Origin of the sequence: Campylobacter sp. IFREMER_LSEM_CL2090, assembly GCF_025771865.1 — a bacterium.
Lineage (GTDB): Bacteria > Campylobacterota > Campylobacteria > Campylobacterales > Campylobacteraceae > Campylobacter_D > Campylobacter_D lari_D.
This window is the reverse complement of the sequence record NZ_JAKMRA010000007.1, coordinates 16,270-31,610: the sequence shown is the minus strand read 5'-3', so window position 1 is coordinate 31,610 and position 15,341 is coordinate 16,270. Positions and strand designations below refer to the sequence as shown.

Annotated in this window: 17 protein-coding genes; all 17 read right to left on the bottom strand. The window is 30.9% G+C overall.

The features are described 5' to 3' along the window. Position 1: 1 nt before the first annotated feature. The 17 genes from nuoL to L8V85_RS05215 all read right to left on the bottom strand — a co-directional run bounded on the left by nuoL (position 2) and on the right by L8V85_RS05215 (position 15,334). Complete coding sequence (nuoL, locus tag L8V85_RS05295) at positions 2–1,804, bottom strand: NADH-quinone oxidoreductase subunit L (protein ID WP_263660449.1); 1,803 nt, start codon at positions 1,802–1,804, stop codon at positions 2–4. Continuing rightward, entirely contained in the window at positions 1,792–2,103 is a 312-nt protein-coding gene (gene nuoK, locus L8V85_RS05290) for an NADH-quinone oxidoreductase subunit NuoK (protein WP_087699810.1), read from the bottom strand. Before nuoK ends, nuoL begins: the two co-directional genes overlap by 13 nt. Then, positions 2,103–2,609 (bottom strand): NADH-quinone oxidoreductase subunit J, encoded by a 507-nt coding sequence (locus L8V85_RS05285; RefSeq protein WP_263662753.1) that lies wholly within the window; start codon positions 2,607–2,609, stop codon positions 2,103–2,105. The genes nuoK and L8V85_RS05285 overlap by 1 nt, the downstream gene beginning before the upstream one ends. Next, complete coding sequence (gene nuoI / locus L8V85_RS05280) at positions 2,602–3,234, bottom strand: NADH-quinone oxidoreductase subunit NuoI (RefSeq protein ID WP_263670047.1); 633 nt, start codon at positions 3,232–3,234, stop codon at positions 2,602–2,604. Before nuoI ends, L8V85_RS05285 begins: the two co-directional genes overlap by 8 nt. Before the next feature lie 9 nt (positions 3,235–3,243). Then, positions 3,244–4,242: an NADH-quinone oxidoreductase subunit NuoH gene (nuoH, locus tag L8V85_RS05275; RefSeq protein WP_263737612.1), complete on the bottom strand. Its 999-nt coding sequence runs from the start codon at positions 4,240–4,242 to the stop codon at positions 3,244–3,246. Beyond that, positions 4,239–6,692, bottom strand: coding sequence for an NADH-quinone oxidoreductase subunit G (locus tag L8V85_RS05270; protein WP_263737611.1), 2,454 nt, complete (start codon positions 6,690–6,692; stop codon positions 4,239–4,241). Before L8V85_RS05270 ends, nuoH begins: the two co-directional genes overlap by 4 nt. Then, the gene (locus tag L8V85_RS05265) at positions 6,689–7,405 is read right to left on the bottom strand and encodes a hypothetical protein (RefSeq protein ID WP_133319474.1); all 717 of its coding nucleotides are present in this window, start codon (positions 7,403–7,405) and stop codon (positions 6,689–6,691) included. The genes L8V85_RS05270 and L8V85_RS05265 overlap by 4 nt, the downstream gene beginning before the upstream one ends. Then, positions 7,402–7,629 carry an NADH-ubiquinone oxidoreductase subunit E family protein gene (locus tag L8V85_RS05260; RefSeq protein WP_263661961.1) on the bottom strand — a complete coding sequence of 76 codons (228 nt, stop codon included), beginning with the start codon at positions 7,627–7,629 and terminating at the stop codon, positions 7,402–7,404. Before L8V85_RS05260 ends, L8V85_RS05265 begins: the two co-directional genes overlap by 4 nt. Continuing rightward, on the bottom strand, positions 7,626–8,852 hold the full coding sequence (gene nuoD / locus L8V85_RS05255; protein WP_263671202.1) for an NADH dehydrogenase (quinone) subunit D: 1,227 nt from the start codon (positions 8,850–8,852) through the stop codon (positions 7,626–7,628). The genes L8V85_RS05260 and nuoD overlap by 4 nt, the downstream gene beginning before the upstream one ends. Position 8,853: 1 nt before the next feature. Further along, positions 8,854–9,645 (bottom strand): NADH-quinone oxidoreductase subunit C, encoded by a 792-nt coding sequence (locus L8V85_RS05250; RefSeq protein ID WP_263671201.1) that lies wholly within the window; start codon positions 9,643–9,645, stop codon positions 8,854–8,856. Further along, the gene (locus L8V85_RS05245) at positions 9,645–10,142 is read right to left on the bottom strand and encodes a NuoB/complex I 20 kDa subunit family protein (protein WP_039619352.1); all 498 of its coding nucleotides are present in this window, start codon (positions 10,140–10,142) and stop codon (positions 9,645–9,647) included. The genes L8V85_RS05250 and L8V85_RS05245 overlap by 1 nt, the downstream gene beginning before the upstream one ends. Continuing rightward, positions 10,121–10,540, bottom strand: coding sequence for an NAD(P)H-quinone oxidoreductase subunit 3 (locus L8V85_RS05240; protein ID WP_220566531.1), 420 nt, complete (start codon positions 10,538–10,540; stop codon positions 10,121–10,123). The genes L8V85_RS05245 and L8V85_RS05240 overlap by 22 nt, the downstream gene beginning before the upstream one ends. Before the next feature lie 117 nt (positions 10,541–10,657). After that, the gene (locus L8V85_RS05235) at positions 10,658–11,326 is read right to left on the bottom strand and encodes an ATP-binding cassette domain-containing protein (RefSeq protein WP_133319469.1); all 669 of its coding nucleotides are present in this window, start codon (positions 11,324–11,326) and stop codon (positions 10,658–10,660) included. Beyond that, positions 11,310–12,083, bottom strand: coding sequence for an ATP-binding cassette domain-containing protein (locus tag L8V85_RS05230; RefSeq protein WP_263681101.1), 774 nt, complete (start codon positions 12,081–12,083; stop codon positions 11,310–11,312). The genes L8V85_RS05235 and L8V85_RS05230 overlap by 17 nt, the downstream gene beginning before the upstream one ends. Further along, on the bottom strand, positions 12,080–12,856 hold the full coding sequence (locus L8V85_RS05225; RefSeq protein ID WP_263660441.1) for an ABC transporter permease: 777 nt from the start codon (positions 12,854–12,856) through the stop codon (positions 12,080–12,082). Before L8V85_RS05225 ends, L8V85_RS05230 begins: the two co-directional genes overlap by 4 nt. Further along, positions 12,849–13,787: an ABC transporter permease gene (locus L8V85_RS05220; RefSeq protein ID WP_318529732.1), complete on the bottom strand. Its 939-nt coding sequence runs from the start codon at positions 13,785–13,787 to the stop codon at positions 12,849–12,851. Before L8V85_RS05220 ends, L8V85_RS05225 begins: the two co-directional genes overlap by 8 nt. An 11-nt stretch (positions 13,788–13,798) precedes the next feature. Further along, on the bottom strand, positions 13,799–15,334 hold the full coding sequence (locus tag L8V85_RS05215) for an ABC transporter substrate-binding protein (RefSeq protein ID WP_263681104.1): 1,536 nt from the start codon (positions 15,332–15,334) through the stop codon (positions 13,799–13,801). Between the last annotated feature and the right edge of the window lie 7 nt (positions 15,335–15,341).

The following is a 15,341-nucleotide window of genomic DNA, read 5'->3' as shown; positions in this document are numbered from 1 at the left end:
ATTACACCGCCAAAGCTAAACAAAATAAACACACAAAAGCCAAAACTACAATCCTTAAAGCCAAAGAATAATCCTTACCCATACTAAGAACCCTAGCAAATGTTTTAAGGAAAAATGCAATACTATCTACCAAAGCATCTAAAATTTCTTTATCAGCTTTTCTTAAAAATTCACAAAATAAAGCATACTTACTAACAATAAATTGATGATAAAATTTTGGTATGTAGTATTCATTAAACAAAAGTTTGTAAATACTTGTTTTAGAAAGTGATGGTTTAAACCAATTTTTCCAATAAGCTATGATAGCTAAAAGCACTCCAAGTACCGCAGAAACACTTGCAAGTATCATAACTAAAGAATTTTGACCATCAATAAAAGCTAAATTTTTACTTACAAAATCCATAAAGCTATGCTCAAAAAATCCTGCTATAATAGCAAGCAAAGCCAAAGGACTCATCGCAAGCAAAGCTATTTTACTAGCTTCATGGGGATGTTCTTCATGTCTTTTTGGAGTAAAAAATACAAGCATTAAAAGTCTAAAGCTATAAAAAGCTGTCATAAAAGCTGCTATTAAAAGTACTAAAAAAATTCCATGATGATGGCTTATAAAAGAAAATCCTAAAATTAAATCTTTAGAGAAAAATCCTGCAAAAGGATAAATTCCTGCTAAAGCTAAAGAACCTATAAGCATTAAAATAGCACTAAAACGCATACTTTTATAAAGTCCACCCATTTTACTAATGTCAAGCTTATCATTCATAGCATGCATAACATTACCCGCACCTAAGAATAATAAAGATTTAAAAAATGCATGAGTTGCAAGATGAAATAAAGCTATTGCATAAGCTCCAAGACCTGCTGCTACAAACATATACCCAAGTTGAGAAAGCGTCGAATATGCAATAATTCTTTTTAAATCTTTAGCTACCATAGCCATAGAAGCAGCAAAAAGCGCTACAAAAGCTCCAAGTATAGCGATAAAATACCCTACTTCAGGAACTTGTAAATAAAGCTCCCCTGCGCGAATTACCAAATAAACTCCCGCAGTAACCATAGTAGCAGCATGGATTAGAGCTGAAACTGGCGTAGGTCCTGCCATAGCATCAGCAAGCCAAGTATGGAAAGGAAATTGTGCTGATTTACCCATAGCACCTACAAAAAGTAAAAGTGCTATTAAAATCAAAATCACATCATTTTCATGCCCTAAAGATAAAAGGGTAAAAAATTCATCATATTTTAAAGAGTTAAATTCTATATAAATTAAGAAAATTCCTAAAAGCAAAGCCAAATCTGCAATTCTATTCATGATAAATGCTTCATTAGCAGCAAAAGTGTATTTTTTATTATGATACCAAAAACCTATCAAAAGCCATGAGCAAAGTCCAACACCTTCCCAACCTATGAAAAGTCCTAAGAAATTATCACTCATAATCAAAAACATCATAGAAAAAACAAAAAGTCCCAAATAGCTAAAATAGCGATTAAACCCTTCATCATGCTCCATATAAAATATACTATATAAATGCACAAAAGTCGCTACTATACTTACCACATTCATCATAATCAAAGTAATAGAGTCTATTTTAAAACCAAAACTAACATCTACTAAAGATATCCAAGTACCAAGTTCAAAATTAAAATGTACTCCATTATTTAATAAAACAATTGAAGCAAAAGCTGAAAAAGCTATAAATAAAGAAGCTAAATAACCTAAAATAATTTTCTTAGCACTAAAAGCAAAAATACCTAAAATAACAGCTGAAGCCAAAGGAGAAAAAAGTGCAATTAAAGCTAAATTTTGCATTTTATCTCTCCTTTTTCAGCTAAAGAGCTAAGCTCTAATGTTCCTGTTTTTCTATACCATAAAACACAAAGCGCTATCCCAACAGCTACTTCACAAGCTGCAACTCCCATTACAAATAAAGCAAAAATTTGACCTTCTATGTCTTTATGAGAAGCTCCTGCTGTAACTAAAGCCAAATTAGCAGCATTTAATAGAATTTCACTTGAAATAAAAAGCATAATTAAATTTTGGCGTTTTATGATACCTATTAGACCAATGATAAACATCAAAATAGCCACAATGTAGTATTTTTCTAACATCATTGTTCGTCCTTTTTTACATTTTTTTGAGTAAGTGCTATAGCACAAATTAAAGCTATTAAAAGTAAAATTGCCATAAATTCAAAAGCAAGCATATATTTTGTAAATAGAGCAAAGCCTATTTGCTGAGTAGAATCAAGACTATAAACTTCACTAGTTTCATTTAAACCAAACTCATATCCCATAATAATACTAACTAATAAAACAGCACTAAAAATCACAGCAAAAATGAAGATTCTTTTACCTTTTAAACTTTCTTTTACTTTTATAGAAGCATCAAAAAACATCATAGCAAAACTATAAAGACCTAAAATAGCTCCACTGTAAACAATTATTTGAATTGCTCCAATAAATTCAGCATTAAGTAAAAAATAAAATCCACTTAAAAAAACCATAGCCACAGCCAAAGAACTGATAGCATAAAGCACGCTAGTGCTTAAAACACTAATTAAAAAAAATCCCAACACCAAAACACTTAATAAACAAAAAGCTATCGTTTCAAACATTTTCTTCCTTTGGAGCATCTTGCTGTCTTTGCAAATCTGTCTCATAATAATTTGGAGTTTTCTTTACTAAATCATCAGCATCTTTTCTTAAACTACCACTTCCTTCAAACACCACTTGATTTTTAAGCTCATCGATAGGAGTTAAAAAATCTTCCTTTTGACCAAAATAAGATCTTTGCTCTGCGGCATTTTCATATTCTTTACCATGCACAATGGCAAGTTCAGGACAAACATCAGCACAAAATCCACAATAAATACAACGCCCTAAATTAATACTATAATTTTCGACCTTTTTGCGTCCATCTTCGCTTAAACTCGTTTCCATTCTTATACAATTACTAATGCAAATTTTTTCACACAAGCCACAACCAATACAACATTCATTTTCACTTTCAATAAAACGCATCAAACGATGAACTGCACGATATCTATCATCTAAAGCAACTTTTTCCATAGGATATTTAATCGTTGCGCTATTGTTTTTTTTAAACATTTCTCTTAATACGACAAATAAACCTACAAAAAGCTCTGTATTTAAAGAACGCTTGATTACTTGTATGAATTTTTCATAAGTATTTTGAGGATTTTTACGCTCAAAATCTACTTTAAAATAACCTTTTTTCATTGTTTTTTCCTATATCACAAGTACTAAAGCACTAATTAATAAATTTAAAACCGCTAAAGGTATTAAAATCAAATAACACATTCTCATTACTTGATCAGGACGCAGTTGCGGAAAAGCACCTCTAGCCCAAAAATACCAAAAGAACACAAAAGACACTTTCAAAAGCATCATAATAGCCCCTGGTATAATCCAAAAATCATTAAATCCACCCAAAAATAAAAGCGATATCATAATCGCTCCGGTAATCATGGCTGTATATTCTCCGATAAAAAACATACCCCATCTAAGTCCGCTATATTCAGTGCCATAACCTGAAACAAGTTCAGTTTCGTTTTCACTTAAACAAAGTGGAGTTCTATTAGTTTCTATAAAAATAGCTATCACAAATAAAATAAAAGCTAAAGGTTGTTTAAAAATAAGCCAAGAAAGTATGCCATCACTTTGATAGTTATTAATATCTACTAAAGACAAAGATCCAACAAGCATTACAACACACACCAAAGAAAGTCCTGCAACGCTCTCATAAGAGATAATAGAAACAAGCCCTCTTGCCCCGCCTAGCAGCGACCATTTATTATTACTTGCTAAACCTCCTAAAAAAATCGCATAAAAACTAACTCCACCCATACCTACAACAAAAAGCAAGGCCACATTAATATCAGCGATAATAGGACGAATCACTCTACCAAATAAAGTAAATTCAGGAAAAATAGGTATAGCTGCAATTGCTACAAAAGCACAAATTGCTGCAATCAATGGAGCAATTAAAAATAACACTTTTTGAGCATAAGTTGGCACTATATCCTCTTTAGTAAAAAGTTTAATCATATCAGCAACTACCTGAAGCAATCCAAAAGGACCTACCATATCAGGCCCTAAACGACGATGAAATAAAGCCAAAGCCTTTCTTTCAAGATAAGTTGCCAAGCCTGCTAAAGTAGCAAAAATAGCTATAACAAGCACGCATTTTATAATTGTTTCTATAATAAAAAAAGTAATATCACTCATATTTTAGCTCCTGCTTTTTCAAGCCAAACTTTTACATATCGAGTATTATCAAATAAAGATTTATAATCAATCTTACTATCATAATCCCCTAAATACGCACCATTTTCTAAAGATTCATCACATTTTACACTTATAGCAATTTGAGTTTTTTCATTTTTTAAAATAACACTATCATCTTGGTTTAAATCAAATTTTTGCATTAAATCAGACGATAAAAATAAAGCTCCAACCTCATTAAAAGCTCTATTACTAAGTTTTGAAAACTGATGAATGCTATTTGCATGATATAAAGTTAAATTTCCTTCATTTTGCTCTTTAACTTCTTGAATGCTTAATGTTTTTTCAAACTCAAAATGGGAAAAATCAAGCTCATAACCTCTATGATTTACCCCACCATTATCATAATAATTTTCTAACTCATCAAAGTCAATTACCCTAAAGCCTTTATTTTGTGGTAAAAATTTAGTATAGTTGATCGTAAATTCTTCATCAAAACCTAAGGCATTTGCCAAATCATTTAAAAAATAACCTTTAAATTCTAAAGCCGCATTTGTAGGAACTAATCTTTTATCATAATTTACAAAGCTACCTTCTTGTTGATTTAAACTAGAACTTGCAAGATCAAAATGCCCATCATAAGAAAAAGTAAAATCGCCTTTTTCGTTATAACCTAATGTTTTTCCTACTTGAAAATCTTGACTTAAATCACAAATTAAACTCACGCCTAAGGTATTAGTGCAAGTTGGATTTAAAAAGACTTTAAATTCAGTATATTTTTGCACCAAAGCACAAAGTTTTGCTAGCTTGGCACTTTGCTCATCATAGTAAAAATCACTTCCTATAATAAGTGTAAATTTTTGCTTTTTTACGAGTAAAGTTTCTAAAATATCCTCATCTATGCCAAGATTTTTCGCATAATTTGATCTTTGCACCTCTATGCTTTTTTTAATTTTTTTAGGCACAAGTTTTTTAACTTCTTCTATAATAGTTTCGCCGTTTTCATTTTGCTTTTCTATCTTTTCAGTAACTTCTTCATTGATAGTTTCTTCTATTTCTTTTGTATCTTGATAATACGCATTTTCTAATGTGTTTTTAAAATCCTGCGGAAGCTCTTTGGCAAATTTTTGCAAGATAAATAATAAAATACTTTCATTATCTTTAATATCATGATTAATCTGCAAGAAATTTTTAGAATATTTATCCACACCTTTATCTTTTATAGGGTGAAAATATAGCCCTGCACCTTTATTCATTACCAAAGCGTTATTAACTTTATATCCTAGCGTTGGCGCATCATAGCGTAAAAATGAACCTACGATGATTAAAAAATCACTTTGAGTGATATCGTCTGTATTTGCATTATACATTGCATTTGCATTTTGATAAAAACAAGCTAGGAAATCTTGGAATTTTTTAGCTTCATGATTTATAAGATTAAGATTAAATTTTTTACTTAAATTTTGCAAGATTAAAGCTTCTTCATTAGTAATAAAACTATTAAATAAAATATTTTTTATTTCATTATTTTTTATCATATTTACTAATTTTTCAAAGGCTTTTTCATCTTTACCTTGAACTTCATTTTGGGTATTAAAACCATATCTTGCGGCTTTATTTAGCGTAGCAAAAGCAAAATCATTGCTCACTCTATAAATTTTTTCTTTTTGATTATTAATACTAGTTTGTTTAATATCATAATACATCAACTCACAATCACTTGAATGTGGATTACTAGCTGGAATTTTCTTTAACTCCCAAGCATTAGATGTATATTGAAAAGCCGAACCCACCAAAGCTCCCGTTGGACATACACTTGTACATTCTCCGCAAAAAGAACAATCAAGCATATCGCCACCACTTGGCGCAATTAAACTCTTTTGAAATTTAGTCCAAATAGCTAGCGCATCTTTACTCATACTTTCTTTAAAGCTTGCATCGGGTGTATTTGCTCCTCTTGGAGTAGTTTTTAAAGCGCTTTCTCCTATTTTATCTTTACAAACTGTAATACATCTTTCACACACTATACATAAAGCTGGATCATAATTAATCTCGCCCCATTTTTTATGCTCTTTATGGGTATCTTTAATCCAATAATTTTGCACATTTACTCTTGCTTTGTGTGTAAAGTTTTGAAGCTCACACTCACCGGATTTATCACATACCCCACATTGTAAAGGGTGGTTGATGCAATATGCTTGCATGATAGCATTACGCTCATCCCATAAATTTGATAAATCACTTTCTACTACCATACCTTCTTTAACTTTAGTATTGCAAGAATAAACCTTTTTACCATCAGCTTCTACCATACACATACGACAAGCAAGTGTTGGAGAACAACCATTTAAATAACAAATTGCAGGAATGAAAATATCATTTTTTCTTGCGACATTTAAGATATACTCACCCTCATTTGCCTCACATTCTATACCATTAATGATAACTTTCATTTTATAACCTTAACTTGAGCTTTTGAAAAAGCAAAATCAGCGCTTTCATAATCAAACAAAGCCACCGTGCCTTTCAAGTCATGATTGATTTTTACTATAGTTGTAAATTCTTGAGTGTTTATTTTTAAATTAATTTTATCCTCATCCTTAACCTTAGCAATTAAAGCAAAGGAAGAAGAGCAATGCAAATTTTTGTCTCCCAAAGGTGCTTGCATGATAATAGTTCCATCAAAATTATCAAGTTCTAAAAGCTCACTAAAAGAATTTTGTATTGATAAATTTTCTTCATTTTCATTAGAGCAAATTAGCAAAAGATTAAATTTATGACAAAGTTTTTCTAAAAAATACTTAATATTTTCAAAATCTTTATGTTGATATAAATTTTCATCAAAAATAATACATTTTGCTTCTTTTAAAAACTCTAAAATCTCTAAAGCTTCTTCTTCACCAAAGCAAGATTCAGCACTTAAATACCCCTCATCAAATTCGTCAAATTCAGTCTCCAAGCTCATCTTACAAAGCAAAGCAAGCACGAAAGGCACACTTGCAATCTCACATTTATAAAAGTTTGCTTTTAAATTTTTATCCTCTAAACAAGAAATATTATAATTTTTACTTTTGTTAAGCTTAGCGCAAAGTGAAGGATTTTTTAAAGAAAGCAAATCCACAAAACACAAAGCATTTAAGCCTTCTTGATATTTTGCTAATTTCATTGTCCTACCTTTTTAAAAACTATAGTCCAATCTACTTGATTAAATTTTAAAGAATTTAAAAGTTCACAATTTTGCTCTTTTATGAAGGCAAAACTTTTTTCTACATTAGAAAAATCTCCTATTTCAAATAAAACTACTAAAACTTCACCCATATAAGCATTTTTAATAATTTGTTCTAAGTCTTTAAACAAATCTTGACTTTTTCTTAAATCCACGCGTCTCATCGGTCTATCTCGCCTAAAACTATATTAATACTTCCTAAAATTGCCACTGCATCAGCCAAATATGATCCAACAAGCATTTCTTCTAAAAATGCACAATGAAAAAAGCTTGGGGTTCTAGCTCTTAATCTATATGGCTTACCGCTACCATCTGAGTGGATAAAAAATCCAAGTTCGCCTTTTGGACTTTCAGTTGGCACATACGCCTCTCCTTTTGGTGGTTTTAAACCTTGGGTTACTAGGACAAAATGTTGCATAAGAGAATAATTTTGCGTCATGATTTGCTCTTTTGAAGCACTTACATACTCAGGATGATTGCATAAAATTTCAGGCGGAGTATCTTGATAAAGCTTAGCACATTGAACTAAAATTTTTAAACTTTCTCTAAATTCTTGCATATAAACCTTATATCTTGCATAAGAATCACCCATTTTGGCCACAGGCACGCCAAAATCTACCTCATCATAAAGCAAATAAGGCTCTTCTTTTCTAACATCATAAGCAATACCACTTCCTCTTAGCATAACCCCACTACAACCCCAACTTAGCGCTTGTTCTTTGCTTACAACTCCTACATTTTCAGTTCTTGCGCGCCAAATTCTATTATCATCAAGCAAAGCTTCATAATCTTTTATATCATTTGGAAATTTATTACAAAATACCAAAAGTTCATCTAAAAAACCTTCAGGTAAATCAAGCATTACCCCGCCTATTCTCATAGATGAATGCGTAAGTCTTGCCCCGCAATATTTTTCTATTAGATCAAGCACATACTCACGCTCTCTAAAGCAGTATAAAAATACTGTCATCGCACCAATATCAAGCGCATGTGTAGCAAGCCATAACAAATGCGAAGCAATACGGTTTAACTCAAGTAAAATCATCCTTATCACACTTGCTCTGCGTGGAATTTCCAAACCACAAAGTTTTTCCACAGCAGCTACATAGGCATAATTATTTGCACTAGCTGCGATATAATCCATTCTATCAGTAGTTGGGATAAACTCTTGATAGATCATATTTTCAGCCATTTTTTCCATACCACGATGCATATAACCTATACAAGGAGCAGCCTTGGTGATTTCTTCTCCATCAAGCTCTAAAATAAGGCGTAAATTTCCATGAGCACTTGGATGTTGAGGGCCAAGATTTACTATCATGGTGCCATCTTCACGCTCAAAGCTTATATTTTCATAATAAGGTTTTAATTTAGTAGAAATTTGCATTTTATCTTCTCTTATCTAAAATTTTTACTTGCGTTCTTTTGGCTTTTTTCACAAAAGGCACGCCACCTTCTTCTTGATATTCTTGTAGGTATTTATCCTCTCTTGGAGCTTCGCCTTTACCAACCTCATGATAAATTCTACTAAAGTTTAGCGTGTCTTTTTCATCTACAAAACCTGGATCTCTATTTTCCTCACCTACAACCTCGCGGTATTCTTTTCCAAAAATTTTATCTATCTCATACCACTTAGCAAATTCATCACCATGCAAAGGATAGCTTTTTAAAAAAGGATGTCCATACCAATCATCAGGCATTAAAAGTCTTTTTAAATTTGGATGATTGATGATGAAAATTCCAAACATATCATATATTTCTCTCTCACACCAATTAGCACCCTTAAAAACACTCATAACACTTTGAAGCCTTTCTTTTAAACCAACGAAAGTTTTTATTCTCACTCTTAAATTTTTCTCCATATTTAAAAGCTGATAATATACTTCAAAACCCTGTTTTTGAGCGACAAAATCAATCGCACTTGCATCAGTAAAACAGCTATAACCTAAATTCTTAAGCTTATCAATAATAGCAACATTATCATCTTTGTTTATCTCAATCACCCAAAAATCAAGCTCTATAAAAGAATTTTTTAACTCAAATTCTTGGCTTAAAATTTGATGATCACTCTCAAAAACACTACCCTCTGTGCTTAGTTTTTTAGTTGCAGGTGCATGGTAAAATCTATCCTCATAATAATTTTTTAGCTGAGCATTTTTCTTATCGCTATATTTTCTCATCATATAAGCCTTTTTGGAGCTATTTTTCTGCTTGCTTTTTCTTTACGAATTCTTTTTTGCAAAATCATCAAAGCAAATTGAAAAGTTTCAGGACGCGGAGCACAACCTGGCACATAAATATCAACAGGAATAATCCTATCCACTCCTTGGACAGTAGAATAGGTATTAAACATACCGCCGGTATTTGCACAAGAACCCATAGAAATAACCCATTTAGGATCAGGCATTTGATCATAAAGTCTTCTTGTAAATTCAGCATGTTTTTTACTTAAAGTACCCGCTATAATCATTACTTCAGATTGTCTTGGACTTGCTCTAAAAATTGTTCCAAATCTATCAAAATCATATCTTGCACCACCTGCTGCCATCATTTCAATAGCACAACAGGCAAGTCCATAAGATAGTGCCCATAAAGAATTACTTCTACCCCATTGCACTAACTTATCAACCGTAGTTAAAACAACTGGCGCATTACTCATTTTTTGATACTCTGCCATGCAAATGCTCCTTTTTTATAAGCATATAAAAAGCCTACTGCAAGTAATAAAATAAAAACAAACACTTCCACTAAGGCAAATAAAGATAAGCCATATTTTGAAAGTTCTGCGGTTAAATCTTTAAAAATCACCGCCCAAGGAAATAAAAACACCACTTCAATATCAAGCAAAATAAAAATCAATGCAAAAACAAAAAATTGAGAATTGATTTTATTTGCTTGTTTAGAAGCCATAGGCCCACACTCATAAATTCCTAGTCCAAGTTTTTTTCTATTATGAGAGGCTAGCTTAGAGCCTATTTTAGAAGAAATATACACCAAAGTAAAAAATATAACACTTGCAATAACAAGCATTGCAAAGATGCCAAAGTATTGATGCTCTATAGTTGCGTGCGTCATAATAAACCTTTTATTTAAGCATAATTAAATTTATTTTACTTCAATTTAGCTATATAAAAACTTATTATCAAAAAAATAAATTTTTATGTATTTCAAAATGAAACAGTTTTTATCTTTTTATAAATACATTTTTTTATGACAAATATCTTGTAAGATTTTTTCCTGATGAGAAATAAAAATATAAGTAATATCGTATTTTTTTTGAAAAGCATATAAATAATTTAGAATTTTACAAGTAGTTGGTATATCAAGTGCTGCTGTGATTTCATCTAAAATAAGCAATTTTGGTTTTAAAAGCAAAGCTCTAATCAAACCTAATCTTTGGCTTTGACCGCCACTTAATTTAGAAGGTTTTAAATTTAAAATATCTTTTTCAAGCTCAAAAGCATCAAAAAGTTTAAAAAGCTCTCCAAAATCGGGCTTAAGTTTAAAATTTTCATACACATCAATCAAAAGTCTTTTGGTATTTTTGTAAGGATTTAAAGCTAGCTTTTGATCTTGGAAAATATATTGAATTTTTTGGCGTAATTTTCTTTGAGCGTTAAAATCTAAATTTAATATATTTTCATTTTCAAACAAAACTTCTCCAGTATTTGCACATTCAAGCATACAAAGAATTTTAGCTAAAGTGCTTTTACCACTACCACTTTCCCCACAAAGCAATAAATTTTCATTTTGATTTAGAGAAAAACTCACATCTTTAAAAACAAAAATTTCCTCTTCCTTTAAATACCAATGTTTTTTAAATTTATAAGATTTGCTTAAATTTTTAACTTCTAAAAACATTCTCATTCTCAAAATAATTTAACAGTTCTTTAGCAAAAACACCTTTTGGATTGCTTAAAAACTCTTTCACGGGCATTTGATAAATCAAAGTTTTATCTTCTATGATAGCCACCTCATCACAAAGCTCTTTAGCTAAATTTATATCATGAGTAATGAAAATGAGATTTTTAAATTGTGTTTTTAACTCTTTTAAAATAGCGATGATTTTTTCTTCATTAGCTCTATCAAGTGAGCTTGTAATCTCATCACACAATAAATACTTAGCCTCGCTTAGTAAAGCTAGAGCTATTTGAATGCGTCTTGCCATACCACCACTTAGCTGATATATAAAAGAATGCCATAAAAGATCATGATTTTTAAGCCCTAAACACTCAAAATAATAAAAGGCCTTTTCTTTAATCTCTTTTGTGCTTAAATTAGTATGAGTTTTTAAAGCTATATTAAAATAACTCCCTATATCAACAAGAGGATAAAAACTCCCATAAACATCTTGAAAAAGTAAATTTACCTTAGTTCTTAAAATATTTAGCTCTTTTTCTTTTAAAATTAAAATATCTTTTTGATCTATCCTAAATTTTTGTGCATTAAGCTTATAGTGTTTATCAAAAAGCTTAATCATGCTTTTTAAAAGCAAGCTTTTTCCCGCTCCACTTTTACCCATGATAGCCAAAGCTTTACCATCTTCTAAATTAAGATTTATATCTTTTAATAAGATCTTATCTTTAAAGCTAAGATTTAAATTTGCAATTTCTATCATGCTTTAATCTCTTCTTGTAAGTCATTACCCAAAGCAAGCAAAGGTAGGATAAGCATAAGTATAAAGGCTACTGGAAAAACTATCATCCACCAAAATCCCAAAAACACAGCCTTACTTGCTTCATTTAACATATTTCCTAAACTTGGAGTCCAAAGCTCTACGCCCAAGCCAAAAAAGCTTAAAGTAGCTTCACTTGTAATAGCATGAGCAATATTTAAAACAAAAAGCACAAAAAGCAAATTCCAACAAGCAGGTAAAAGCTCACTAAATAAAGCTTTCATCTTACTAGAGCCTAGAATAATAGCATTTTGATAAAACTCAAGTTTTTGAAATTTATTAAGCTGAGTATCAAGTACTTTTGCCACAAAAGCAAAATGCCCCAAAGCGATGATAAAAATCATACTCCACAAAGATCCCGCCAAAAAACTTTGAAAAAACATAATCACAAGTAAAGAAGGTAAAGCCAAAAGCATATCAAGCACTCTAGCAAAAAAGGCATAAGCAAAAAATCTTGTTAAAAACACATAAACACAAGCAAAAAGCACGCTAAAAAATGCCGCCATTACCCCTACAAATAAAGAAATACGCAAGGCATATAAAATACGCGTAAAAACATCTCTACCAAGTAAATCTGTGCCAAAAATATGACTTAAATTTGGGGCTATTTTAGCCTTGCTTAAATCCACTAAATTAGGATCATAAGAACTTATTAAAGGTACAAAAAGTGCTAAAATGAAACTTAGTAAAATCATCATCACATAAAACTTACGCATTGGCAAACCTTGGATTAATCATCTTGCAAATTATCTCTACGATCAAATTTACAAGCACTACCACTAAAATGCTAAAAATTACCACAGCTAGCACCACAGGATAGTCTTTAAACAATATACTTTTAATCACTAAATTTCCAACACCCTCATAAGAAAACACACTTTCTACTATATAAGTTCCCATTAAAAAACTCACAAAGGAAGCACCAAAATACGCGAGTATAGAAGCAAAAGCATCTTTTAATACAAAATGCAAATAAATTCTTTTTTTACTAAGCCCTCTTGCAAAAGCACTTTCTATAAAGCCCTGATTTAAACTATCAATCAAACTTGTCCTTATAAAACGCACACAAACAGCTAAATGTGAAAGCACTAAAGCACATACTGGTAAAAACAAATGCCACAAACGATTAAATACATCATCTTCAAAGCCAATATCAGCAATAGCCGAACTTGGAAAAAGCTTAAAAAATACAGCAAAAACTAAAATAAGCATTAGCGATAAAGAAAAAGTAGGCAATGCAAAAAAACTCATCGTTGAAAAGGTAATAATTTTATCCAAAAAACTATCTTTATAAAGAACGCAAAAAAGTGCTAAAACCAAAGATAACACAAAAAGTATAAAAAAAGCCAAACTTCCTAGTATGATGGTATAGGGAAGTTTTTCTTTTAAAATTTCACTAACCTTTTCTCCGCTGATTAAAGAGTAGGAAAAGTCGCCTTTCATGGCATTAAAAAGCCAATTTTCATACTGCTCTAATAAAGGCTTGTCTAAATTTAAATTATGCTCGATTTCTTCTTTTATTTTAAGGCTAGTTCCTTGAGGCACACTAGCAAAAACCACACTTCCTTTAGCATGATAAATCATCACAAAACATAAAAAACTTGCAAAAATCATCAAAAAAAACGCCCATAAAAGGCGTTTAAAAATGAGTTTTAGCACTAATTTTTGCTCCACTCATAAGCATTCCAAGTAAAACCTACCCCATGATGACCTAAAATATGAGGTTTTATACCTTGGATATTTTTAGCAAAAACTAAAGGATAATCAATATAAGCTATAAATAAAAATGCAGGATCTTTATATAAAGCGTCAATAAATTCTTTATAGTATTTTTTTCTTTCATTTACATCAAGTGAATTTCTAGCTTTTATCAAAGCTTCATCAACTTTAGCATTTTGATAATGACCAAAATTCCATCCACTAGAGTTTAAAGCACTATCTTGAGAGCTTTCAAAAACTCTAAAAATATGAAAATCAGGATCATAAGGACTACCCCAACCTACCAAAAAGCTGTCAATCTTAGTATAGTCAAAACTTCCACTCGGCTTAGCAACTGCCTTTGCCTTAATACCAAGCTTTAAAAACTCACTTTGTAAGATATTTACCAAAGCTATTCTTAGTGGATCTTCACTCATAGCATACATTTCAAAGCTAAATTCTTTGCCATTTTTTTCTAAAATTCCATTTTTGTTTTTCACAAAGCCTGCTTTTGCTAAAAGCTCATTTGCTTTTTTTACATCATAAGTATAAGTTGCAAATTCTTTAGGATTTGCCCATGATTTTTCCAAAGGATGATTTGCTACTTTTCCAAAAGAATGCAAAAGAGAATCCACAATAGCTTTCTTATCGATAGCATAATTTAGTGCTAAACGCACATTTTGATCTTTTAAAAACTCATGATTAAAATTAAACATCAAAGCACGATAATCAGCTGAAGGTTCTATAAGCATTTTAAAGTTTTTATCATTTGCAAAATTTGAAGCTAGAGCAAAATCAACTAAAGCTACATCAATAGAACCATTTTTAAGCTCAATAGTACTAATACTTGGATCTTTAATATGTTTTAGTATGAGTTTTGGTGTTTTTACCTTAGCTAAATGATAATTTTCATTTGCTTCTAAGATCATGTATTGACCTTTTTTCCATTGTTTTAGCTTATATGGTCCTGTTCCTATAGGCATTTGATTAAATTTAGTAGTATTTAAATTTTCTTTTTGAAGTAAATGTTTTGGTAAAATTCCCACACTCAAAGCATCTAAAAATGCAGGAAAAGGCTTTGAAAGTGTGATAATCAAATGATAATCATCAATAATTTTTACTTCTTTAACTGCGTCAAAATTTACCTTTGAGGGTGAATTTAACTTCTCATCTTTTAAAGCATTTATACTAAATTCCACATCTTTGGCACTAAATTTAGTCCCATCATGCCACAATATATCATCTCTTAAAGTAAATTCATAAACAAGCCCATCTTTACTAACTTTCCAAGATCTAGCAAGATCAGGCGCTAGATTCATATTTTCATCAAAGCGTGTAAGTCCTGAAAACACAAGAGCAATTGCCACATCATGATCTTCACTAAAAAGCGGATTTATACGCTCTGGCTCATTTTCCACTGCTATAACGATCGTATCTTTTGGCGTAATAGCAAAAAGATTTAAAGCACAAAAAAACATTAAAAAAAATCTCAACATAAAAGGC